The 22749-nt window shown below is 50.7% G+C and carries 19 protein-coding genes; 3 read left to right on the top strand and 16 right to left on the bottom strand.

Going from position 1 to position 22749, the window contains the following annotated elements; translation table 11 throughout:
• Positions 1–17: 17 nt before the first annotated feature.
• The 4 genes from DFER_RS24800 to queG form a co-directional block, all read right to left on the bottom strand.
• Entirely contained in the window at positions 18–1562 is a 1545-nt protein-coding gene (locus DFER_RS24800) for a SusD/RagB family nutrient-binding outer membrane lipoprotein (protein WP_015814419.1), read from the bottom strand.
• A 17-nt stretch (positions 1563–1579) separates the two neighbouring features.
• Positions 1580–4675 carry a SusC/RagA family TonB-linked outer membrane protein gene (locus DFER_RS24795; protein ID WP_015814418.1) on the bottom strand — a complete coding sequence of 1032 codons (3096 nt, stop codon included), beginning with the start codon at positions 4673–4675 and terminating at the stop codon, positions 1580–1582.
• Positions 4676–5043: 368 nt separating this feature from the next.
• Positions 5044–5457 carry a DUF1761 domain-containing protein gene (locus DFER_RS24790; RefSeq protein WP_083769165.1) on the bottom strand — a complete coding sequence of 138 codons (414 nt, stop codon included), beginning with the start codon at positions 5455–5457 and terminating at the stop codon, positions 5044–5046.
• A 78-nt stretch (positions 5458–5535) separates the two neighbouring features.
• Positions 5536–6483, bottom strand: a complete 948-nt coding sequence (queG, locus tag DFER_RS24785; protein ID WP_015814416.1) for a tRNA epoxyqueuosine(34) reductase QueG — start codon at positions 6481–6483, stop codon at positions 5536–5538.
• A gap of 113 nt (positions 6484–6596) precedes the next feature.
• Between queG and DFER_RS24780 the strand changes: the two genes are divergently transcribed.
• The 3 genes from DFER_RS24780 to DFER_RS24770 all read left to right on the top strand — a co-directional run bounded on the left by DFER_RS24780 (position 6597) and on the right by DFER_RS24770 (position 9739).
• On the top strand, positions 6597–7232 hold the full coding sequence (locus DFER_RS24780) for a nucleotide exchange factor GrpE (RefSeq protein WP_015814415.1): 636 nt from the start codon (positions 6597–6599) through the stop codon (positions 7230–7232).
• A 38-nt stretch (positions 7233–7270) separates the two neighbouring features.
• Entirely contained in the window at positions 7271–8431 is a 1161-nt protein-coding gene (dnaJ, locus tag DFER_RS24775) for a molecular chaperone DnaJ (RefSeq protein ID WP_015814414.1), read from the top strand.
• A 111-nt stretch (positions 8432–8542) separates the two neighbouring features.
• Positions 8543–9739 carry an endonuclease/exonuclease/phosphatase family protein gene (locus tag DFER_RS24770; protein WP_015814413.1) on the top strand — a complete coding sequence of 399 codons (1197 nt, stop codon included), beginning with the start codon at positions 8543–8545 and terminating at the stop codon, positions 9737–9739.
• 82 nt (positions 9740–9821) lie between these two features.
• Here DFER_RS24770 and DFER_RS24765 read toward each other — a convergent pair whose 3' ends face one another.
• From DFER_RS24765 to DFER_RS24710, 12 genes are all read right to left on the bottom strand, one after another.
• Positions 9822–10220, bottom strand: coding sequence for a hypothetical protein (locus DFER_RS24765; RefSeq protein WP_015814412.1), 399 nt, complete (start codon positions 10218–10220; stop codon positions 9822–9824).
• 230 nt (positions 10221–10450) lie between these two features.
• On the bottom strand, positions 10451–10837 hold the full coding sequence (locus DFER_RS24760; protein WP_143828803.1) for a hypothetical protein: 387 nt from the start codon (positions 10835–10837) through the stop codon (positions 10451–10453).
• A gap of 3 nt (positions 10838–10840) precedes the next feature.
• Positions 10841–11272: a hypothetical protein gene (locus DFER_RS24755; protein WP_041735482.1), complete on the bottom strand. Its 432-nt coding sequence runs from the start codon at positions 11270–11272 to the stop codon at positions 10841–10843.
• Positions 11250–12515, bottom strand: a complete 1266-nt coding sequence (locus tag DFER_RS24750) for a DUF6973 domain-containing protein (RefSeq protein ID WP_015814409.1) — start codon at positions 12513–12515, stop codon at positions 11250–11252. The genes DFER_RS24755 and DFER_RS24750 overlap by 23 nt, the downstream gene beginning before the upstream one ends.
• A 393-nt stretch (positions 12516–12908) precedes the next feature.
• Positions 12909–15884 (bottom strand): glycosyltransferase family 117 protein, encoded by a 2976-nt coding sequence (locus DFER_RS24745; protein WP_015814408.1) that lies wholly within the window; start codon positions 15882–15884, stop codon positions 12909–12911.
• Between the two features lie 218 nt (positions 15885–16102).
• The gene (locus DFER_RS24740; protein WP_015814407.1) at positions 16103–17422 is read right to left on the bottom strand and encodes an ABC transporter permease; all 1320 of its coding nucleotides are present in this window, start codon (positions 17420–17422) and stop codon (positions 16103–16105) included.
• A gap of 38 nt (positions 17423–17460) precedes the next feature.
• Positions 17461–18375, bottom strand: coding sequence for an ABC transporter ATP-binding protein (locus tag DFER_RS24735; RefSeq protein WP_015814406.1), 915 nt, complete (start codon positions 18373–18375; stop codon positions 17461–17463).
• A 153-nt stretch (positions 18376–18528) separates the two neighbouring features.
• Entirely contained in the window at positions 18529–18963 is a 435-nt protein-coding gene (locus DFER_RS24730; protein WP_015814405.1) for a hypothetical protein, read from the bottom strand.
• A gap of 147 nt (positions 18964–19110) precedes the next feature.
• Entirely contained in the window at positions 19111–19515 is a 405-nt protein-coding gene (locus DFER_RS24725; protein ID WP_015814404.1) for a hypothetical protein, read from the bottom strand.
• 157 nt (positions 19516–19672) lie between these two features.
• Entirely contained in the window at positions 19673–20899 is a 1227-nt protein-coding gene (locus tag DFER_RS24720) for an alanine dehydrogenase (protein WP_015814403.1), read from the bottom strand.
• Between the two features lie 47 nt (positions 20900–20946).
• The gene (gene tsaE, locus DFER_RS24715) at positions 20947–21378 is read right to left on the bottom strand and encodes a tRNA (adenosine(37)-N6)-threonylcarbamoyltransferase complex ATPase subunit type 1 TsaE (RefSeq protein WP_015814402.1); all 432 of its coding nucleotides are present in this window, start codon (positions 21376–21378) and stop codon (positions 20947–20949) included.
• Between the two features lie 56 nt (positions 21379–21434).
• Positions 21435–22721 carry a Gfo/Idh/MocA family protein gene (locus DFER_RS24710; protein ID WP_015814401.1) on the bottom strand — a complete coding sequence of 429 codons (1287 nt, stop codon included), beginning with the start codon at positions 22719–22721 and terminating at the stop codon, positions 21435–21437.
• Positions 22722–22749 lie beyond the last annotated feature (28 nt).

The following is a 22749-nucleotide window of genomic DNA, read 5'->3' as shown; positions in this document are numbered from 1 at the left end:
TCACAAAATAGCTAAAATCAGGGCTTATCCCACCACAGGCGCGTACTTGATTTGTCCGGCCCGCCGAGCTTGACAATCGCATCCGTCACCGCCTTCGCATTCGTTTGCTGCTCACCAAGTACGAAAGGCGTGCGGCGTACAACAGCATCTTTCGGCGAATCGGGGTTATCCGAATTAATGCGTGCGTACAACTTAGGATAACCGGTGCGACGGTATTCAGCCCAGGCTTCGTGGCCGTTGGGATAATTGGCGAGCCATTTCTGAGTAATGATTTGTTCGAGTTGCTTGGCCGGATCGGCGGAGAATTTCACCGGGATATCTGAAAGCGCCGGGGTCTTCGCCATGTCATTCAGTGCAATGGGCGTGGTAGTACCATTGGTATAACCACTTATCGCGGCTGCATCGGCAATGCCCCACTGTTTAAATGCTGTTTCAATGCCCTTTTCATAAAAATCTTTTGCTGTACCACCCATTGCCCAGCCTTTAAGCGCGCCCTCTGCACGCAGGAAATACGCTTCTGACGCGTACATAATGGCGAAAGGAGTAGCATTCTGCACTGCGGGTAAAAAGCGGTCGGCCACGTTGGATGTAGCGCTAGCGTTGTTTTCCGGCGCACCTAATTCTCCCTGGGTATACCCGTTACGCAATCCTTTGAAATTGCTGGTTCCAGGGACAGGCGCAAAGTACCGGCTCATGCGCGGATCGGAATATCCTTTGAGAACGCTCTCCATGGCTGCACTCATCCGAAACTCATTCCAAGCCGTGGCCTGGTTCATGGGGTTAAACGAGTTGGCGTTAACAGCCAGAAATGCGTCGTGCGCATTGGTTGTAAAAACGCCAGCCGCAACAGCTGATTCGGCTTCCGTTTTGGCCAGGGCCGGTTCCACTTTCGACATCCGCATGGCAATGCGCAAACGCAGCGTGTTCGCGAACAAAATCCATTTGTCGACATCGCCGGCGTAGATCTGATCGACAGTGCCAAAAATTTTCGTTCCCTTAAATGCCTGCAATGCGTCCGCAGAAGTTTTGAGCGTTGTCAAAAAGTCCTTGTAAATGGCTTCCTGCGAATCATAGGGCACCTCCGGACCTCCGTTACCAACCTGCGAGTAGGGAATTGGCCCCCAATAGTCGGTACGCGGCAGGTACATATATACTTTCCAGATGTTTGCGATCGCAAATTTCCCAGGATTGGCATATTTACCGCCAGGGCCGGTGTTTTCCAATACGCCTATGAGGGCAGGAACCGCAGTCCCGTAGAAACCGCTCCACGCGCCATTGAGCCAGTTACCCACCATGACGTTGCGGTCCGAGGAAAAGTTTTGTGCGACATTGGCAAAATATTGACTCTGCAAATCGGCAAACAAGCTTTGAAATGTCTGCCAGCTCGCCTGGATTGATCGGTATTGGGCAGCAGCGAATGCATTCTCTGTACCGAGTTCATCCAGCTCCGTCAGTTTTGTCTTATTTGTATTGATTTCCTCAAAATCGCCTGTACAGGAATAAGTTCCGACGGCGATGCTTGATAGGAATGCTAATACCAGTGCTTGATAGGTCCTTTTCATTTCTTTCCTGAGTATAATTAGAATGATAGGTTAAGGTTAACACCGATCGAACGAGTAGGCGGAAGCGAGAATGACTCCAGCCCCACCGTGGTATTGGCCGAACCAGCCACAAGTTCAGGATCGAAACCTTTCGCTTTGTTCATAATGAAGAACAAGTTGCGCCCCACCAGAGATAAAGAGATGTTCTGGAATGGCGACTTGCCGATCACACTTTGCGGAATAGTATAGCCCAAGGTCATTTCCCGCATCCGGATGTTCGATGCACTGTAAGTAAATGCCTCGCCAATCGGCGTATTCCGGCCACCTACGAATTTCCAGTATTTCTCGGCAGTGGTCTGTACGGTATTCACGCTCCCATCGGCCTGAACGCCCGGCACAACCATGCCTGCCCGACCTTCCAGCGTTTCTTCCGTAACGCCATCGGCATAAATAACCGCATTGGTGAACGAAGTAACGACTCCTCCGATCCTGCCGCTTACAAGGAAGCTGAAATTGACTCCTTTATAAGATAGCCGGTTGGTAATGCCCCCTGTCCATGTCGGACGAGACGTGCCAAGCGGCACGTCGGTACCGGACGTCACAAGCGGCAAGCCGTTCGTGCCGACCAGAACCCTTCCCTGCGCGTCACGCTGAAACCCGCGGCTGTAAATCTGACCGAGCGGCTTGCCTTCTTCCGCGCGGACGAAGTTCATGAAGTCACTTGCAATCGTGAGCGTAGCCAGCCTGTCCGACAGTTTCAGTACTTCGTTTTCGTTTCTTGAATAATTAAGGTCAAAATTCCAGCTGAAATTCTCGGTCCTCACGGGCACGAGGTTCAATGTTAGCTCGATTCCACGGTTACGCACATTTCCCGCATTGATATATTCATTGCTCCAACCCGAAGCCGGCGAAAGGTTGACCCTGAACAACTGGTTTTTGGAGTTGCTATTATAGAGTGTCAGATCAAAACCAATCCGGTTGTTGAGAAACTTCGCTTCCAAACCTACTTCTTGCGCCGTGGTTAATTCCGGTTTCAATCCTGGAAACGGCTTGGTCGCGTCGCGAACGATGTAACCCGTATTGCCACCTGCTATGTAGGAATAGGTTTGAGCGAGCAAATAGGGCTCGGCGTCATTACCCGTGAGTGCATAACTTCCGCGAATTTTGGCAAAGGAAATCCCCTGCGGCAAATTGAAAAGGCTTGTCAGAACCGCGGCGGCGCCCACCGAAGGAAAGAAATAGGACTGATTTTCCTTCGGTAGCGTCGAAGACCAGTCGTTCCGTGCCGACGCCGAGATAGTTAACGCATCCCGCCAGATGAAATCAGCAGATGCGAAGATACCCTGCTTACGGGTCTGCGTGACAGTACGGTTCGTTACTGAATTCCTGGCATTGGTCGTCACAAAAAGGTTATCGCGATTCAGCTGATTGTTGAGTGTCTCATGGTTGATAAAATCCCTTTTCAGGATATTGCCTCCAATGGTACCTTCAACCCGGAAATCTCCCCCGAATTGTTTACTGATAAGCCCAAACAGGTCGAGGTTTAATTCTGAATTGTCCCGCCACTGGGTCTGATAGTCGCCGAAGTCGGCGATCGTGTAGGTGTTGGTGTACCATTTTCCTTCAAACTTATCGATGTACTTGTCGTAGCCCGCCCGCCCCATCAAGGTGAACCAGTTTGTAAGCTTGTAGTTCAGTTGCGTAAAACCATAAATACGATCCCTGGTATTCAATGCGATCACCCGGTTCTTGATCCAGTAGGGGTTTTGGCCTCCGTTGGAACCCGGGTTCCAATAATTTTGAAGCAACTTACCCGTGGCCGGATCAATGTATTCAAAGTCTTTGGCCTGTTCGAGTGAAATGCTTCTCGGCAGGCGGAGAATGTGTCGCTGTAAATTCGCGAACGCCTCGCCCGTTTGCTGCCTGTTATCCACTTTTTCGTTCAGATAGGTCACCTTTCCGTCAAAGCTCAGTTTGCTGGTAATCTGGCTTGTGAGACGAAGGTTAAAATTGTGACGGCCCAGCTTATTGTTCGATACAATGCCTTTGGCAGCTGTGTTGGTATAAGAGAAATAGGTTTGCACCTTCTCATTTCCCGCAGTCAGCGATGCCGAATTCGCAATGGAAGTTCCGGTCGAGTAAAAGTCCTTGTAGGAATCGGGATTGGGAGAATAAGCATAGGTTTTGCCCTTATTGGCTGGATCAGGTCCCCATGCGGTCACTTGCTGTCCTTCCATTTTCGGTCCCCAGCTGAACTCGCTGTTGGGTTGAATTTTATCGCCGTCTACACCTTGTCCATATACGTTTTGGAAATTTTGGAGAACCATAGCACGCTCGGCCTGAAATGTACTGTTGATGCTAACACCGATTCCCTTTCGAACCGCTCCCTTTTTTGTCGTAATAAGCAAAGCGCCGTTGGCTGCGCGGCTGCCGTAAAGCGCTGTGGCAGATGCGCCTCTCAGGACGTTGATGGACTCGATATCATCCGGGTTAATGCTGGAAAGGGCGTCACTACCTTCGCGTCCTCCGTTCGCGTTTGCCGGTGTAAAGTTTGTATTATCAATAGGCACCCCGTCCACGACAATCAAGGCCTGGTTATTGGTGGTAATGGACCGGTCTCCCCGAAGCACCACCCTGCTCGAACCACCCACACCCGACGATGAGCGGACAATATCCAGTCCCGCCACACGCCCGGAGAGCGAGTTCGCCACGTTCAGTTCGCGTGCTTTTGCAAAATTGTCGGTATTGATCATCTGGGTGGCGTAGCTCAGCGTTTTCTGATCTTTGGTGATACCCAGCGCGGTAACGACCACCTCGCCCAGGTTACGGACATCGGCATCCATTCCGACCGTCACATTGGTCATATTCGCCGATACTTCCACTTCCTTGGATGTGTAGCCCACCGACGAAATGATCAGTGTGGCAGCGCCATTCATATTCAATGTAAAATTCCCCTCCGCATCCGTGTTTGTTCCCCTCGTGGTCCCTTTGATCAGGACATTGGCCCCGGGGAGCCCGGCACCATTCTCATCGTTCACTTTCCCGGTGACCTGCCTGTCCTGGGCGTGCGATGTGTTAACAAATAGTACTACCCACAGAAATGTGAGCAGCACACACTGTAAAGCTTTGCGCATAGGTAAAATGGGTTTATTGAATTTAAGAGAAATTTAATCCTATTAACCCAAACAAGCAACTTATTTTGCCATTTTTAATTGCACTAAACTAATATTTTGAATAAACGCCTCTAAAAAGCATTTAAAACGCCATATTTTCCAATTATTGAAATAATATTTGTCTTAAACACATTTATTTTGGGGAGGCACTTTCGGTTGCGTGCTCGAAACACCGGCGCGCAATCGGCGTTTTTGGTTTCGGCCGCTTTTAACGGGCACGCACATCAGATTGTCGACGGAAATAGGAATTACGTCGACAAAAAAATACTACGCACCGCGGGTAACATGCCGCGCCGACTAGCATAAAATCAAGATTGGGAAATGGTGTACTACTCGTACTTGCGCCATGCGCCGAGGATTGCGCCCGTAATGGCATACACGATCACGCTCACGCCGCCATCAATGAGCGAAAGCGCTAGCGCGCGCATCGAAAACATGTCTTTCACGATCGTTTCGAACAAAACGAACACGATTCCGAACAAAAGTCCGATGAGAAAACCCATGACAAGTGATTTGACGGGGACTTTGGTGAATACCCAGGCCATGGTGTAGGCCATGAAGGAAGTGGAAACAATGCTGGCAAGATAAGGGACCGGACTGGTGGCCGATTTGATCTGCTCCATTGTGAAGCCGTTCAAAGCCATCCATTGTTCTGAAAAAGTGCTGTACCACAACGCTGGTACTATCTGACCTATCACCACACATACTAGCACGGCCCAAAGATTGACAGATTGTTTTCTCATTGTATTGAGTGTTTTATTCAGTCATCGAAAGGAACTCCCCGGCCCAAATATAAGAGGTTTCAGATACAATTGTGCTTTTTATTCACCGGATATGACAAATTCGATATTCCGCTTCAAACCGGCGTATTTGGCCCTTTTTACGGGTGATTTCCGGAAAATCTCGCGGAAAACTTCCTCCGTAATCTCCTGCCAGTTACCGTTGGAAAAGCCGGACAGCTGCTTCGGCAAATTGAACTCGGGGGTCGTGTGCGGGCGCGCAAAACGGTTCCACGGGCACACGTCCTGGCAGATGTCGCAGCCGAAGATCCAGTTGCTGAACTTACCCTGCACCTCCTCGGGAATGGCGTCTTTCAATTCGATGGTGAAGTAGCTGATGCATTTGCTCCCGTCGACCACGAAGGGGCCGGTAATGGCATCGGTCGGGCAGGCATCGATGCATTTGGTGCAGGTGCCGCAGTAGTCGCCCGTGGCGCTATCCGGCGCGAGGTCGAGGTCGCAGATGATCTCGCCGATAAAGAAGAAGCTGCCCATTTCGCGGTTGAGCAGGTTGGAATGCTTGCCTACCCAGCCCAGGCCGCTTTTGGCGGCCCATACCTTGTCCATCACCGGCGCCGAATCCACAAAAATGCGCCCATTCACCTCGCCTACTTCCTCCTGGATGGAGGCCAGCAATGCGGCGAGCTTTTCCTTTAATATATAATGATAGTCCGTGCCGTACGCGTACTTGGACAGTTTGAGGTCGTCGTCGCCCTCGGGAAGCCGCTCTTCGGGGTAATAATTTAATAAAACGGAGATGACGCTCTTCGCGCCCTCTACGAGCTTAGTCGGATCAAGGCGCTTGTCGAAGTGGTTGGCCATGTAGCCCATCGCGCCGTGGTGGTTGAGCGACAGCCATTTTTCAAGGCGGGGAGCCTCATTTTCCAGGAATCCGGCTTTTGAAATACCACAAAAATCGAAGCCGTGTTCCAATGCTTTTGCCTTGATGAACAAACTCCTTTCCTGCGCCACTATATCTGCTGTCGTCATACTGCAAAGTTACAAATTGATTGTAAAATGCCATCTTGTCAGTAATTTAGCCGTGGCAAAGTAATTTAGGAGTCAAATGGCTGTTGCAAAAAGACACGTAACTGCGAATAACCATGCCAGAAAATACAGAATTCAACATAGATCAAGACAAAAATTACGAAATGAACGAGGATAAAGCTTCATTGGAAACTGACAATCTGGTTAACGAAGAAAATTCCGAAATTTCCAACAATGTACTCCTGGACAATGCAGGACAAGAAATTACGGGTGAGGCGCCCTCGGCAGAGGCATCCAAATTAGATCCACTGGATTCCGCTAAGGCCGAAATCGCCGAATTGAAAGACAAATACCTGCGCCTTTACGCGGATTTCGAAAACTTCCGCCGCCGCACCGCCAAGGAAAAACTGGAAATGATCTCCGGAGCAAGCGCCGACACGGTGAAGCTCATCCTGCCGATCGTCGACGATTTCGAACGCGCCAAGGTTTCTTTTGACTCTTCTACCGACGTCGAAGCCCTCAAAGAAGGCGTAGACCTCATCTATAACAAGCTCTTCAAAGCCCTCGAATCCAAAGGCCTTAAAGCCATGGAATCGAAAGGGGCTGATTTCGATGCCGAAATTCATGAATCCATCGCCCAGTTCCCTGCCCCTTCGGAAGACCTGAAAGGTAAGGTGATCGATGAAATCGAAAAAGGTTATTACCTGAACGACAAAGTCATTCGTTACGCCAAAGTAATCGTAGGCGCCTGACATTCAACCTTCCTTAAAGGATACACCAGTAATTCAAAATGGCAAAGAAAAGAGATTATTACGAAGTCCTTGGGGTGGATCGTGGCGCCTCCGCGGATGAAATCAAGAAAGCTTACCGCAAGCTCGCGATCAAATTCCACCCGGACAAAAATCCCGACGATCCGACGGCCGAAGACAAGTTCAAGGAAGCGGCCGAGGCATACAGCATCCTGAGCGACGACAATAAGCGCCAGCGCTATGACCAATTCGGTCATGCCGGCGTAGGCGGCGCTTCCGGCGCGGGAGCAGGCGGCTTCGGCGGCGGCTTCACAATGGACGATATCTTCTCGCAATTCGGCGATATTTTCGGCGATAGCAGTCCGTTCGGCGACATTTTCGGTCGGCAAGGCGGCAATGGCCGTCGCGTCCGCAGAGGTTCCGACCTTCGCATTAAGCTGAAACTGAACCTGGAAGAGGTAGCGAACGGCGTTGAGAAGAAAATTAAGGTTAAAAGACACGTTACCTGCAATACCTGCGGCGGCAATGGCGCTAAAAACGGCACCTCGCTGACCAATTGTAACGGCTGTAACGGAACCGGCCAGGTACGCAAAGTGGTGAGCACGATGCTCGGCCAGATGGTGTCGACCAGCACCTGCCCTACCTGTAACGGCGATGGCAAGATCATCAGCGAACGTTGCGACTCCTGTGCGGGCGAAGGCCGCTTGTTGCAGGACGACCTGATCACACTCAACATTCCGGGCGGCGTGGCAGAAGGCATGCAGCTTTCCATGTCGGGCAAAGGAAATGTTCCCGCACGCGGAGGCGTGGCCGGCGACCTGCTCATCGTGATCGAAGAAGAGGAAGATGCATTGCTAAAAAGAGACGGCAACAACGTCGTATTCGATATGCACCTGAGCTTTATCGATGCTGCGCTGGGCACTTCGGTTGAAATCCCAACCATCGACGGCAAAGCGCGCATTAACATCGAATCGGGCACGCAGGCGGGCAAGATTCTGCGCCTCAAAGGCAAAGGCATCAAAGACCTGAATGGCTACGGAAAAGGCGACCAGCTGGTACATATCAATGTATGGACGCCGCAGCAACTGACGTCGGACGAGCGCTCTACGCTCGAATCGCTCCGTCATTCGCCGAACTTCCAGCCGAAGCCGGGCAAAAACGAGAAAGGCTTTTTCGATAAAATGAAAGATTTCTTCCATTGATCATGCCTCTCCGATAATATTACAAAAGAGCTGCTTCGTCACCGGAGCGGCTCTTTTTGCTTGACACGAATCCATTCATCATCATTCATTTATAACCAAAAACATTAAACAATGAAATCTTTGTTGCTTTCCGGCGCATTGCTTTGCCAGGGACTGGCGATCCCGGAACTTGCTACTGCACAAACCGGTACCGACGCCCGCATGATCACATTTGCCACCTACAACGTGAGTATGGAGGCCGAGAACTACGTGCCGCGGGGCACGCCGGGAAATTCGGAACAGGTGCTGATCAAAGAACTTGCCTCGGGCGCCAACCAGCAGATCAAAAACATTGCACAGATCATCAAAACAGTGCGCCCGGATGTGATTTTGCTGAATGAGTTCGATTACATCAAAAACCCGGCGGAGGGTGTCGGTCAGTTTATTAAGGGGTATTTAAATGAAGATTCGAACGGCGCAAAAGGCATCGACTATCCTTACTACTATTATTCGACAGTCAATACCGGCCAACCCAGCCCGTACGACCTCGATCAGAACGGCAAAATGGAGCAGCTCGGCGCCGACGCGTGGGGGTTCGGCAACTATCCGGGCCAATACGGGATGGTGCTGCTATCCCGCTTCCCGATCGACACCGCAGCGGTGCGCACGTTCCAGCATTTCAAATGGAAGGACATGCCCGATGCATTCAAAACCACCAAAGAAGACGGCTCCGACTGGTACAGCCCCGAAGCCTGGGCGCAGTTTCCACTCTCTTCCAAATCGCATTGGGACATTCCGGTGAAAGTGGGCGATAAAACCATCCACATCCTCGCCAGCCACCCCACGCCCCCCACTTTCGACGGCAAAGAAGACCGTAACGGCAAGCGCAACCACGACGAAATCCGCTTCTGGAATGACTACATCACCCAGGAAAAAGGCCGCTACATCTACGACGACAAAGGCCAAAAAGGCGGCCTGCCCGCCAACGCCTCGTTCGTAATCCTCGGCGACCAGAACGCCTCCCCGGACGAAGGCAACGCCATCACCGGCGGCATCCGCCAGCTCATCAGCAACCCGGCCGTGAATGGCGGCACCGCCCCGGCCAGCAAAGGCGGCGCCGAGCATTCACCCGGCAACGCATTTGCCAAAAACCACACCGCATTCTGGCGCATGCGCGCCGACTACGTGCTCCCCTCGCGCCAAGGCTTCCAAATCCTCGACAGCGGCGTCTTCTGGCCCGCCAAAGGAGAGCCAATGGCCGAGCTGGTAGAGAAGCGGGAGTCGAGCTCGGATCATCGGTTGGTTTGGGTCAGGGTTAGGTTGGATTGATGCATTCGGCGCTACTGCTAACCCGAATCACCACCATTTCCAATACACAACCAGCCTGGATAATCCGGGCTGGTTGTGATCTTTAAAAGACCTTCGTAACGATTTTTAAATAGCCTTTTTTGGCCGTTCCCGGAATATAATCGATGCGTACTTTCCTATCATAAAAATCCCACCGACCTGATGAGTCGATGCGCCCGGGTTGAAAGTTGTAAGTCCAAACACGGCGTGTGGCATCCGGATAGTAAATCTCCACGCTGGCCGTACCGTCTAAATATCCCACAATGGATGCCTCCACAACGTCGGCATAGGATGCACGGGAAGAATCTTCAAACAAATACACCTGGGAAGGGTCGGTTACTTCGAATACGCCATCATCTTCCATCCAGTAAGGCCACATTAGTAGGAAGAATGCGAGGCCGATGAAACACGAGACAATCGCCTTTGCCAGATTATGGACATTAAGTACGTTTTTCCATTTCATTTATCTCAAATTAAAAGATCAGAGTCTTGATTTCGAGGCTCCCCTTTTCGCTTCACCGGGGTAATATCTGATGGCGATTTTTCGATACCAATAAAAATCTCCGTGAGAGTTTTCGATGTTCACTTTCCCTTTCGGCAGATAGATGCTATCAATAAAACTCCCCCTTTTCCATGGAACACGCTGTGGCTATTCCCATGAACAGCCTGGCAAATAACGTGAACCCTTTCATTTCAATAGATCGATGTTTTAATTTTCAGATTCCCTTTCTTCGCTTTCCCAGGAAAATACTCAATAGCGATCTTCCGATAAACGTAGAGATCTCCATGCGACTTCACATTAACATTGCCCTTCGGCAAATAGATGCTGTCGATCAGACCTCCGATCAGATAACCATGGATCACTATCAATCCCGGGGCATCCAGGGTTCCGGTTACAGTAGTTGCCACACAGCAACAGGGATGAAAGGAAGCCGAATCTGTAAAGAAGTGCTTTTTGGACACGTCAGTTATTTGAAATTCTCCCTTTTCAAATGAACACGCTGTTGCTATCCCCATGAACAGCAGGCTGGCTAATCGCCTGCTGTTCAAAAATTTCTTGCAGCTTTTAAATGCCTTCACGTTTTACAAAACCTTAGTCACAATTTTCACATATCCCTTTTTGGCAGTTCCTGGTACATAGTAGATCTTGATTTTCCGGTAAAAGAAATCCTTACGCAGTCTAAGCGAATCAATACGGCCTGGCTTTAAATAAAAGCCGCCTACCCAATACTCGGATTGGGGAACGTATTGGATCTGAACCTGTGCTGTGCCATCAATTTCTCCCGTAACCGTTGCATCCACGCAACAAAAGGCATCATGAAATGCAGAATCATAAAAGACATACGGTTTGGACGGATCAGTAATTTCGAATACGCCGTCTTCTTCCTGCCGACAGGCACCGAACACACACATTACAAAGCAGGTCAGGAAAAGTCCGTTCCAAGTCATGAGAAAAGCAGGACGCCAAGCGACCTGCTTTCCAAATAATTCATTAATTACATAAACCAGTCTCATCTGTCGACATGAACATTTGAAATGTACCCTCTGGAACGTTCTCTGGGGCTAGCCTTACGCCCATTCCTTCTGTAATTTTTTGCAAAATAGTATTCGCGATCAGGGCTAGTTTTGGGCCAGGATTATAAGCAGGCATCGAGGCTAATGTGGCACTCATTTTCTTATAAGCCTTGATACCCAGATCATTGTTAAATAAATCCATAGTTTTTTGATTCACTGGAGAAAGCAATTCATGGTTATTGGTAATTTCAAGAGTAGTGGAGACACCAAATTGCATGCATAGAAATGCCGACCAAGCAGCGTGCTTAAATGCATTCCAATTTCCGTCGTCAGAATCATTGCAATAGAATAATTGGACAAATACTTTAGCTGATCCCCATGCGAAGGCGGCCTGTGGAATTAACCATTTTCTACTTTGAAAATAATCTTTCTCCGTTTGGTTCATACTACCCCATAATTCCGATACGTAGGGCAATTGCATTAAGGCTTCAAACAGCACATCACTTCCGCCGGTGAGTGTTACATCGAGCGAATTCGACCAAACAGTCCCTGTACCACCCGAGCTTTGGCCGATATACACCATCTCGCAAGTCGTCTCCTGATAAACCCATCCCGAACAACCATATCCATCCACACATCCCTGATGGTACCAATCCGTGCAAACCTCCACCATATCGGAAGTCCGGCCGCCTTTAACTGGCCCAAACATGGCTACCTGCTTTCCTGATTCGTAGATCAGCCCATTCACCAGTTTGCCATTCATGTCGAAAAAGTAAACTTTCCCTTCAAAATTGGAAGTATCGGTCCGCCCGTTTACTGTCCTCGGCTCATAATCGGCGTCGTAGACCGTCCGCATTTCCATCGCTTCGATCTTTCCCCGAACCTTGCGTACAACGAGGCTTCGCTGGATTCTGCCGGCAATGTATTCCTCGTCAGGTTTCCGCTTGTCTTTGCGGCCGTCTTTAATGCGGCATCCGAGGAAATTGCCCGAGAGGACGGGCGCTACCACAATTTCGTCGTCGGCGGTTACTTTTCTCTGCGTCGCAGCGCCCCAAATCACCCGGTCGCCGGCCTGGCCAAAACTTCGGGCTGATTTTTGAAAATCGGAGAACCATTGCTGAGCTTGCTCGACGGTGAAGTCGTTGGAGGGGAGCACATTTGCTTTTTCACCCGTGTCTTTACATCCAAACACAAAGGCAAAAGCAATCACCAGCGCCGCGCGCCGGATAGAGCATTTCTTCATAAATTTGAAAGGTTTTAGTTGATAACTTGACTCTAACCGCGACCCCGCCCGTCAGGTACCAAGCTTACGGCGGGGTTTTCGTTTTCTGTGAATGTTGATATTCGCTGAAAGATATCCAAGCGCCATTCACTTCACGGAAGGAAGCATTGCTGCGTTCGGCAGTTCACGACATTTACCCATCGGAAACAGAGACAACAACTGACTGATTTTCAAAATGTCATATTTATCCACCGGAAGATCATTTCTTATGGTCGTTGGGAAATTACTTTCTGAAGGCCGTGTAGAAGAAGTATAAGAAGGGGTTCGGGAAAAGAAAAAAGCGGCATCTGCTTTCGCAAATGCCGCTTTTCGTATTCAATTAAAATTCAGGACTTAGTCAACTATTTTAAGGACCTACTGCCCTCCTCCATACATATTAAATGCAGCCAGATGTTTCTGGAAGATTGCCTCGTATTTCTTCGCAGCGGCTTCCTGCTTGGCATCCCGGCATTCCTGTACGATTACCTGCATGATGTAGAGGTAAACGTTCGTGTCGCGGCGGCGGGTGGTGCTGTTGTCTTTGGCCCAGGTGAGTACTTCGTCGGCGCGGGTTGCCATTGTTTCGGCTATTTCAAGGGCCTTTTTCGTTTCGCCCAGGTCGAACAGCGGGCCGATGAAGTTAGCCGAGAACTGGTCGTATGGAATGCTCTTGTCCGGCATGGTGGACAGTGAGCGTTCGATGGCTTTCTTCGCTTCGTCTTTGCGGCCATCGGCGATGAGCTGGCCTGTGAGGCGCAGGAACGCGATGCGCGCCGTCGCTACCGGTGAACCCAGGTAGGTATTGTCGTAATAGGTGTTCGGATTGTCGAGCTCGCGCCAGAACATCTTCGTCATCATATTATTATACATCACATCCGCATTCACGTAGCCGTCGCTTGCACCCGGTACTTTCACAGGCAGCAGGCGGTAGGCATAGCCTTCGAGCTGCATGTATTCTTTCAGGTTCAGGTAGCTCGATCCGCCCAGGGTGGATGAGAAGTAGATCGGACGTTTCCAGTCGTTGGACGCGATGATATCCAGCATAATCAGGTCGGATTTGTACAAATCACCTTTACCGATGGTCCAGCTGATAGAGTCGCTCACGAATGGAACAAGGTCGCTTTTGATGATATTCATCTTCTTAACCGCTTCGGCATCCACCGGCAGGAACAATACCGACGATGGCAGAATGGAAGTCATATCACCGCTCGTCAAAGGCACCTGAATGGCTTTGTTTTCCTGCTTCACAAGTCCAAGATATTCTTTCAGGTTAATACCCGATTTTACGCTTGGGATCTCATAGAATGGAACGATGTCGTTCTTGCCGAATGCGTAGTTGTTCTTATCGAGCGAGATTGGTAGCGCTTCGGACAGGTAAGTTTTGCGCTTCATCTGGTCGATATACCAGTCGGTGCCTAGTAGGCTGAGGTTACACACGCGCACATCGGTGCGGAAGCCTTCCACTTCCTGCACATACCATAAGGGGAATGTATCGTTATCACCGCCGGTAAACAGGATCGCATTCGGTGCGCAGGAGTTCAGGAGGTTTTTCGCGAAATCCACAGAGTGGTAGCGATTGTCGCGGTTGTGGTTATCCCAACCTTTGGCACCCATAATCACCGGAACTACCAGACCCAGCGCCGTGGCAACGCCCGCACGAGCCGTGCCCGCTTTCACGAACTTACCGATCGCATCCGCCAGGGCAATCACGCCGTAGCCGATCCAGATACAGAAAATATAGAACGATCCCACATAAATATAGTCACGCTCGCGCGGCTCGGTGGGTGGTGAGTTGAGGTAAACGACCAGCGCCACGCCCGTCAGGATAAATAGCAGGCCTAGCACCAGCAAATCTCGCTTCTGGCGGAAATAGCAGATCACGATACCGAACAACCCGAGCAAGAATGGCAGCATAAAGTAGTTGTCATGTGCCTTATTGTTCGCAATCGGTTCCGGGTATTTTTTCGATACATCCCAAGGCACCATGTTCCCTGCGCCCTCTTCGTCGCTTTCCCGGCCTACGAAATTCCATAGGAAGTAACGCCAGTACATATGGCCGATCTGGTAAGAGAACATAAACGACAGGTTGTGGCCCATGGTCGGTTTCTGGCCTTCGGCGAGTCCGGTCATTTGCATGTACAACTGCGGGTGGCCCGGCTGGGTGCTGTACATACGCGGCAACAGCATGTTCGCGCCTGGTTCGTATTCGTATTCAGGGCGGTAGTCGTAAATCACATATTTGCCATCCTGCTTGCGGTACATGGGCGCGCCGCGTTTCTGGCTTACGGGACGTGACACGAACGATGGGCCGTAAAGCAACGGACGGCTCCCGTACTGCTCGCGTTTCAGGTAGGAAACGAAGCTCAGGACGTCGTTCGGATTGTTTTCGTTAATGGGCGGGTTGTACTCGGCGCGCACGAGGACCATCAGGTAACTGGCGTAGCCGATCAGCACAAATGCCAGCGAAAGCAAGCTCGTATTCAGCAACACATTGCCCTTTTTCTCGGAGAAACGGATTCCCCAGATCAGCGCGCCGATAAACAATATAATGAAGAAGATTACCCCCGATTTGTAAGGCAATCCCAAAGTATTGACAAAGAATATCTCAAATTTACCCGCTACGCTCGGCAAGCCCGGAATGATACCGGAGTTGATAATCCCCAACACGACAAGGCCACCGACAAAGGCCATAATACCGCCAAAAACAGTGACTTTCTGGTATTTTTTGAAATAATAAACCAATGCAAGCGCCGGAATCGTAACGAGGTTCAGCAAGTGAACACCGATAGAAAGTCCTACCAGATACGCGATCAGAATCAGCCAGCGGTTTTCGGTTGCAGGGTCCTGGATGCGCTCCCATTTAAATACCGCCCAGATCACGATGGCAGTGAAGAACGATGATAATCCGTATACTTCCGCTTCAACGGCCGAGAACCAGAACGAATCGGACCAGGTGTAAGCGAGGGCGCCTACGATACCCGCTCCCATCACGAGAAGCGTGTCAGCCTGCGTGAGTTCCTCGTCGTTTTTGGCAACCAGTTTGCGAACCAGCAAGGTAATGGTCCAGAAAAGGAATAGGATGGTGAATGCACTGCTCAGTACCGACACCATATTGACCCAGTAAGCTACTTCCAGCAGGTCGCCCATGGCGAAAAGGGAGAAAATTCGGCCGATCAGCAGGAAGAAGGGAGCACCCGGCGGGTGTGGGACCTGCAATTTGAATGCACAGGCTATAAATTCCCCGCAATCCCAGAAACTGGCAGTTCGTTCGACTGTGAGGGCATATGTGATGAATGCAATAGCAAAGACAATCCAACCCGTAAGGTTGTTGGTACGGCTGAAACGGGTCATCTGAAAGACGGTAAATTTGAAAAAGTTATATGCACAATGCGCAAAGATGGCGACTCTTTTTGAGCAGTTCTATCATTGATCGGCCAAAAATAGCAAATTTACCACAACGGCAGTGGATTGAGAATCTTAAAAAACGTTAAAGAATGACTTCGGCAGTCGGCCATCGGCCGTCGATTTTTGCATCGTTAAAGCCGAATGCCGACAGCCGAGAGCCGAAGTTATTTATAGAATATCCACTTGACAAGCTCCTTATAACTCACCTTTTTGCCGTACATCAGGATTCCCACCCGGTAAATGCGCGCGGCGATCCAGGTGGTGCCCATAAAGCCCAGGATAAGCAGTACCATCGACAGCACCAGCTCCCAGGCAGGCACGCCGAACGGAATGCGGACCATCATGATAATAGGCGATGTAAAAGGTATAATGGACGTCCAGAATGCGAGCGTACCGTCCGGGTCGCGGAGGACGAACTGCGCAAATACGAAGGAGAAGATAATAGGTAATGTGATCGGAAGCATGAACTGCTGCGTGTCGGCGTCATTGTCCACCGCCGCGCCTACGGCCCCGAACATAGCGCTGTACAGCAAATAGCCGCCCAGATAGTAAAACAGGAAGCAGCCCAGGATGAGCGGAATATTCAGGCTGGATATCGCTCCGAGTATTTCCGACACCGGGTTGTCTGCATTGTTGCCCGGAACGCTCTGCACGGGCATTTGAGCTTTGTTCATTTCCTGTGCCATCTGCGCCGACTCTTTCGTCATGCGGCTGCCGAGTACGGCGGATGTGGCGCTTGTTAATGCCGTGGTGAGCAAAATCCAGAGCACAAACTGCGTCAGGCCCACCAGCGCCACGCCGATGATCTTGCCCAGCATGAGCTGAAACGGTTTCACGGAAGAAATGATTACTTCCACGATCCGGCTGGTCTTTTCTTCGGTAATGCCGCGCATGACCTGGGTGCCGTAAATGAACACCGACATATAAATAAGGAATGCGCAAATGCCGCCAATCACCGTAGCGGCACCGGAGCTGCTCGTTTTCTCCCCCTCTTCGCTGAGGCTGATCGTCTCGGAACTGACGTTCACGCGCGAATCTTCCAGAATTTTGTGCGTAATGCCCGCCTCTTCCAGCTTAATGTCCTCGATCTCTTTTTCGATCACCTTTTCGATCTCCGATTTGAGATCCATACTTACATTCTTGGCAGCGTAAATGCGGACGCTCTTTGGCGATTTGATCACGTCGGCGGGAATGTACACGAGCGCATTGGCGTCGCTCGCCGGGAATGCCGCCTTGGCCGAATCGAGGCTGGTGTTGGTGAAAACGAATTTCAACGTTTCCGAATCCTTGAACTCGCTGCGGAACAGGCCGCTTTTGTCCAGCACCTGTACCGTTTTCGTATCCACCGATCCCAGCGCCACCCAGATGACCGCCGCGTAAAACGCCACAAAAAGCAGCGGCCCCAGCAATGTCATCACCAGAAACGACTTCTTTTTTACCCTTACCAGGTATTCTCTTTTAATAACCAGAAATATGTTTCGCATGGATATCGGTTTAATCTCTTTAAATCGAACACGGCCCGTTACGCCTCGGGAACTTCATTCACCGCCTTCATAAAAATATCGCTCATCGTCGGGATATTCTCACCGAAAGCCCGGATTTCTACTTTCGACAACAAGTTGAGCAACAATGCATTGGCATTAGTGTCACCGTCGAGCTGCACATTGGACCGCAGGTAACCGTCTTCGAGGATCTTCTGGTCGAGAATTTTGTAAATCGGGTCCAGCTCGTCGAGATGCCCTTTGTATTCCACAAAATAGGTATGCGTTTTAAACTGCTCCTTGATCTGCCTTTTGGGGCCGTCGAGCACCTTGCGCGACTTGTGGATCAATGCGATATGGTCGCAAAGCTCCTCCACGGTTTCCATCCGGTGGGTGGAGAAGATGATCGTGCTGCCCTTTTGTTTCAGTTCGAGGATTTCGTCGCGGATGAGGTTGGCATTAATGGGGTCAAAGCCGGAGAACGGTTCATCGAGGATAATGAGGTCGGGCTCGTGCAGTACCGTCGACACAAACTGCACTTTTTGCTGCATTCCTTTGGAAAGATCGGCGATCGTTTTGTCCCACCAGGTTTTGATATCGAACTTTATAAACCAGCTTTTGAGCTTTTCCATGGCTTCTTTTTGTGAGAGGCCTTTAAGCTGGGCGAGGTAGAGCAGCTGCTCGCCTACCTTCATCTTTTTATAAAGCCCGCGCTCTTCCGGCAAATAGCCGATCCTCGAAATATGACCGGAATTGAGCGGCACGCCGTCGAATAACACCTGGCCGCTGTCGGGGCCGGTGATCTGGTTGATGATTCGGATGAGCGACGTCTTCCCCGCACCATTCGGCCCCAGCAATCCAAAAATACAGCCTTTGGGAATGGAAATACTAACGTCGTCCAGCGCTATATGATTGGAATATTCCTTCGTTACATTCTTTACCTCTATGATATCCATAAGTCTCGAAACGGTGTAAACGCAAATATGCGAAGTAATTGCACGGATCGGAGTGACTGCGGGTATAAAAGCCCGCATTTGTATGACTAATGGCAAAAATAAAAAGCGGGCGGAATAATCCGCCCGCTTTGCACGGCACATGGCTGTTAATATTTACGCGTACTTTTCACGGATCTGGAAAAGCACCCAGAAACCGACCAGCCCGCCGACGATGAATGCGAAAATGCTCAGCTGAATGAGGTTGCTCACCAGCCCCAGCAGCAGGGCATAATATAGCAGGTTCCAACCCGCTCTTTTGCGCGCTTTGAGCGGCGTGAACGCCATGAGGTACATCACAAGCGTAACAATGCCCAGGACTATGCCGAGATAAAAGTTGAAGCCAATACCCACCGAAGCGCCGCCCATGCCAAACACGGCACCGCCTACGCCAAGGGCCGTCAACAGCCCCAACACGCCGATCACCGATAGCACAAGGATAATGTAAGGTCCGTATTGTACGAGAAATTCCTTCACGCTCTCGGAGAACGGCGGGAATTTTTGGAGAAAAATGGGTTCAAGTTCCTTTTCAAGAGGTAGTTTAGATTCCATAGATCGGGTGTTATTTAAGCTGAAATTCAATTAATTAATTTCTAAAACTAAAACAAAATCCCACGAACCCGTTTCACAGACCTAGTAAGCGTAGCTATTGTTTATTTAGCGGCCTGCGGCTACTTTCCCTATGACATCCCCTCTACTTCAATCTTCCGGGTAAGGCACATACACAAAACCCGAGAACTCGCCTATCAATGCAAAGAGACAACAGAACTCGTCCGGGTTCTTATAGTTTTCCGTAAAAAGCAACACCGATTCGGGACCGATGAGCTTCCGGTCGACGAACTCCTGCATGTACGAAGCCTTGTACACAAAGCGGTTGGCGAGCTCCGTCGAGTCGATCAGGAGTACGCCCAGGTCGACATCATTGTTGGTCACCGCAAAAATCGGATACTCCGAAAAACCGCGCTTGCGGATCTGGTACGACGCCTCTTTCAGCTGATCGGCCACTTTGATAAAATCCTGCGATATATTCCCCATCAGTTTCTGATTCAAATCCGGAGAATTCGCATCATCCATCAGGGCATTTTCGTTGCTGTTGTTAATCATTACGTTGTAGTATGTTAGATGCAGTAGGCTTTAAGCAGTAAGCTATAAGCTGTAAGCTACAAGCTTTAAGCCGATGCAACTAGCACAGATAAGTTAATAGTTTAAAATTACACAAAGCTTACAGCCTAAGGCTTAAAGCTTATAGCTTATAGCCTCCCTACATCCTGGCCGCCAGCAGTAATGTCAGATCCTTATACCTCATGTTAAAACTGCGGGCGATGTGTGAGTTGGTGAGCGTTCCTTTATGGCAATACACTCCTTTCATAAACCAACGGTTCGCATAAATCATTTCCTCGATACCGCCGATTGTGCCGGTTTGCAGCAAAAACGGTAAAAATACATTGCTCAGCGCCGTGCTCGCGGTGTGCGCCACGCGCGAGGGGATGTTGGGCACGCAGTAATGGATTACTTCGTTGTATTTAAATGTCGGGTTTTTATGCGTCGTCATGCGCGAGGTCTCAAACGATCCGCCCTGATCAATGCTCACATCGATAATCACCGAACCCGGCTTCATTTGTGACACCATTTCGCGCGTCACGACCATCGGGCTAAGCCCATTCTCGGCCCGCATGGTGCCGATCACCACATCCGCCCGGCCAATGGCCTCCGCCAGTGTTTCAGAGTCGATAATGGAGGTGTATAAATTTTGCCCGATCGAGTATTTGAGTCTTTGCAGGCGGTAAATGTGTTTGTCAAAAACCTTCACGTCCGCGCCAAGGCTCAGCGCCGCGCGTGTGGCAAACTCGGCCACGGTTCCCGCTCCGAGGATCACGATTTTGGTCGGCGGCACACCGGTAATGCCGCCCAGGATTACCCCCCGGCCGCCGTTTGGTGTCGAAAGGTATTCCGCGGCGATCAGCAGCACGGTGCTGCCGGCAATTTCGCCCATCGCTCGGATGATCGGCTTGCCGCCCACCTTGTCCTCGATCAGCTCGTAGCCGATGCCGGTTATTTTCAGTTCATTGAGTTTTTCAAAATATTGCTTTTCTAATGAAGGAAGGTTCAATGCGGAGATTACCGTCGTACCCGCTTTCACATAGCCGAATTCTTCTTCCACCAGCGGCTCCACTTTGAGGATCACATTAGCCTGGTAAACTTCTTTCGGGCTATGAACGATCTTCGCGCCGGCCTCACTGTACTCGTGGTCCGACAGGTTAGCGCCTTTTCCCGCATCTTTCTCCACCCACACTTCGTGCCCGTTCCTCACCAGGATCCCCACCGCGTCGGGTGTGAGCGCAATGCGGTTTTCCTGCAACGAAACTTCCCTCGGCAAGCCGATATGCAACGAGTTCTGGTCCTTCCGGACGGCCATTAATGATTCCTGAGGGTACAGCACCGACTGCTTGGCGAGCTCTTCAAAACCGGTAATCTGAGGTTGTGGCATTGACTGGCAAAATGAAGTGTGAAACTGAACTGACTAAATGTGACCTCTTATACCCTGGTGACTTCCAATATTCTCATGCCACTTTCATCCGCTTCCAGATGCAGCTGCATGTAATTGAGCGGCCAAAGGTTTTCAACCTTCCCCGGCCATTCGACAAAGCAGAAATCCCCCGAATCGAAATACTCCTCCACGCCCATATCCAGGGCTTCCGTTTCGTCCTTAATCCTGTAAAAGTCAAAATGATAGATTGTCCTGCCCCCCGCGTCATATTCATTCACCAGCGAGAAAGTGGGGCTCTGCACGTGGGTGGTAACCCCGAGATGGCTGCACAACGCCTTGATGAGCGTCGTTTTACCGGCTCCCATCTGGCCCTCGAAGAGCCAGACGGGCGTTTCTGCGCCGAGCCTGAGAAGTGCTTCGGATACACCTCCGAGCTCGTCGAGTTCTTTAAAACGAATAACCGTGGGTTGTCCAATCATGCTACAAAAATACACAATTTGGAAAAACCCGTTACATTTTTATGCCTTCCTAGGCCTCATACTTTCCATTCTTTCCGCATCGGCCGGCCGAGCAGCTTGTCCGCATTTTTATCTCCCGTAAACGTTTCCTTCACCGGGTCCCACCGCAGCGAACGCCCCAAGTTGTACGCGATATTGCCAATATTGCAAACGGTAGCCGTACGATGCCCCGTTTCAACATCGCAGATCGGCGGCTTGCGCGTCCGGATCGCATTCAGGAAGTCCTTGTAGTGGTTTGTGCTGACATAAACGCCTGCATCTCCGGCATTAAATGCCTTGTCTTTCAATGTTTCAGGCGTAGTTTTCAATTCGCCGCGGGCAACGAAAACCTCGCCGTCGGTACCCACGAAATGGCAATGCTGCTTGCCTTCCATCGGCCGGTGGACCACTTCTACGCCGTTCGCATATTTGTATACCAAACCTTTGCCGGGTTCGGAATAAACCAGTCCGGTGGGGCCGCTGGCGTCCATATTCAACCCCCATTGCGCAATATCGAACATGTGCGCGCCCCAGTCGGTCATTCCGCCTCCGCCAAATTCGGCGTAGTCTCGCCACTTAGGCCAAAAAGTCGCGTCCATCGCCGGCGCCAGCTCATTGTTGTAGGGGCGTTCGACGGTGTTCGGCCCCATCCATAATGTCCAGTCGAGGCCGTCGGGACGCGTTTCCCCTTGCAGGTCCCATACTTTTGGCGGCCCGCCTACATTCACGTACACTTTTTTCACCGTTCCAATGGCGCCGCTGCGGACAAGCTGAACCGCTTTGGTAAATTCCGGCGCGGACCGCTGCATGCTGCCCGTCTGGAAAACCCGGTTGTGCTTCCTGGTTGCATTCACCATAGCCCTTCCCTCGCGGACGGTCAGCGAAAGTGGTTTTTCACAATAAATATCCTTCCCCGCCTCGGCAGCACGTACAGACATTGCGGCATGCCAATGATCGGGCGAGGCGATCACGACGGCGTCGATATCCTTCCGGTCGAGCAGTTGACGGAAGTCCTTGATGCCCGTAGCCGCTTTGTAGTCGCCCTGACCAAGTTTTTCGGAATACCACTTATTGGTCGCATTCACAAAAGTATCCAGTTTGACTCCGTACACATCCGAGGCGGCGATGATCCGTGTTTCGCGGGTATCCAGAAACCGGTTGCGCAGCCCGCCGCTCTGGCGCCCGCAGCCGATAAAACCCAGGGAAATCAGATCGCTCGGCGCCTGGTAACCTCGTCCAAGCACATGCCGCGGCACGATCATGAAGGAGGAAATGACGGCACCGGCCTTTAAGAAATTACGACGGTTCAAGCGTTCGGTAGTCATATTTTTTCGAGAAATTATCCTGATTGAA

The sequence above is a fragment of the Dyadobacter fermentans DSM 18053 genome, assembly GCF_000023125.1.
Taxonomy (GTDB): domain Bacteria; phylum Bacteroidota; class Bacteroidia; order Cytophagales; family Spirosomataceae; genus Dyadobacter; species Dyadobacter fermentans.
The sequence above is the reverse complement of the archived record's forward strand: the minus strand, read 5'-3'. Positions and strand labels throughout refer to the sequence as shown.

Excerpts from the sequence above, each read along its gene's own strand:
- DFER_RS24790 (WP_083769165.1), bottom strand. The coding sequence starts at position 5,457 with ATGAGAAAACAATCTGTCAATCTTTGGGCCGTGCTAGTATGTGTGGTG.
- DFER_RS24780 (WP_015814415.1), top strand. The coding sequence starts at position 6,597 with ATGCCAGAAAATACAGAATTCAACATAGATCAAGACAAAAATTACGAA.
- DFER_RS24800 (WP_015814419.1), bottom strand. The coding sequence starts at position 1,562 with ATGAAAAGGACCTATCAAGCACTGGTATTAGCATTCCTATCAAGCATC.
- DFER_RS24750 (WP_015814409.1), bottom strand. The coding sequence starts at position 12,515 with ATGAAGAAATGCTCTATCCGGCGCGCGGCGCTGGTGATTGCTTTTGCC.
- DFER_RS24710 (WP_015814401.1), bottom strand. The coding sequence starts at position 22,721 with ATGACTACCGAACGCTTGAACCGTCGTAATTTCTTAAAGGCCGGTGCC.
- DFER_RS24725 (WP_015814404.1), bottom strand. The coding sequence starts at position 19,515 with ATGATTAACAACAGCAACGAAAATGCCCTGATGGATGATGCGAATTCT.
- DFER_RS24720 (WP_015814403.1), bottom strand. The coding sequence starts at position 20,899 with ATGCCACAACCTCAGATTACCGGTTTTGAAGAGCTCGCCAAGCAGTCG.
- tsaE (WP_015814402.1), bottom strand. The coding sequence starts at position 21,378 with ATGATTGGACAACCCACGGTTATTCGTTTTAAAGAACTCGACGAGCTC.
- DFER_RS24770 (WP_015814413.1), top strand. The coding sequence starts at position 8,543 with ATGAAATCTTTGTTGCTTTCCGGCGCATTGCTTTGCCAGGGACTGGCG.
- DFER_RS24740 (WP_015814407.1), bottom strand. The coding sequence starts at position 17,422 with ATGCGAAACATATTTCTGGTTATTAAAAGAGAATACCTGGTAAGGGTA.
- DFER_RS24730 (WP_015814405.1), bottom strand. The coding sequence starts at position 18,963 with ATGGAATCTAAACTACCTCTTGAAAAGGAACTTGAACCCATTTTTCTC.
- DFER_RS24765 (WP_015814412.1), bottom strand. The coding sequence starts at position 10,220 with ATGAAATGGAAAAACGTACTTAATGTCCATAATCTGGCAAAGGCGATT.
- DFER_RS24755 (WP_041735482.1), bottom strand. The coding sequence starts at position 11,272 with ATGAGACTGGTTTATGTAATTAATGAATTATTTGGAAAGCAGGTCGCT.
- queG (WP_015814416.1), bottom strand. The coding sequence starts at position 6,483 with ATGACGACAGCAGATATAGTGGCGCAGGAAAGGAGTTTGTTCATCAAG.
- DFER_RS24735 (WP_015814406.1), bottom strand. The coding sequence starts at position 18,375 with ATGGATATCATAGAGGTAAAGAATGTAACGAAGGAATATTCCAATCAT.
- DFER_RS24795 (WP_015814418.1), bottom strand. The coding sequence starts at position 4,675 with ATGCGCAAAGCTTTACAGTGTGTGCTGCTCACATTTCTGTGGGTAGTA.
- DFER_RS24745 (WP_015814408.1), bottom strand. The coding sequence starts at position 15,884 with ATGACCCGTTTCAGCCGTACCAACAACCTTACGGGTTGGATTGTCTTT.
- dnaJ (WP_015814414.1), top strand. The coding sequence starts at position 7,271 with ATGGCAAAGAAAAGAGATTATTACGAAGTCCTTGGGGTGGATCGTGGC.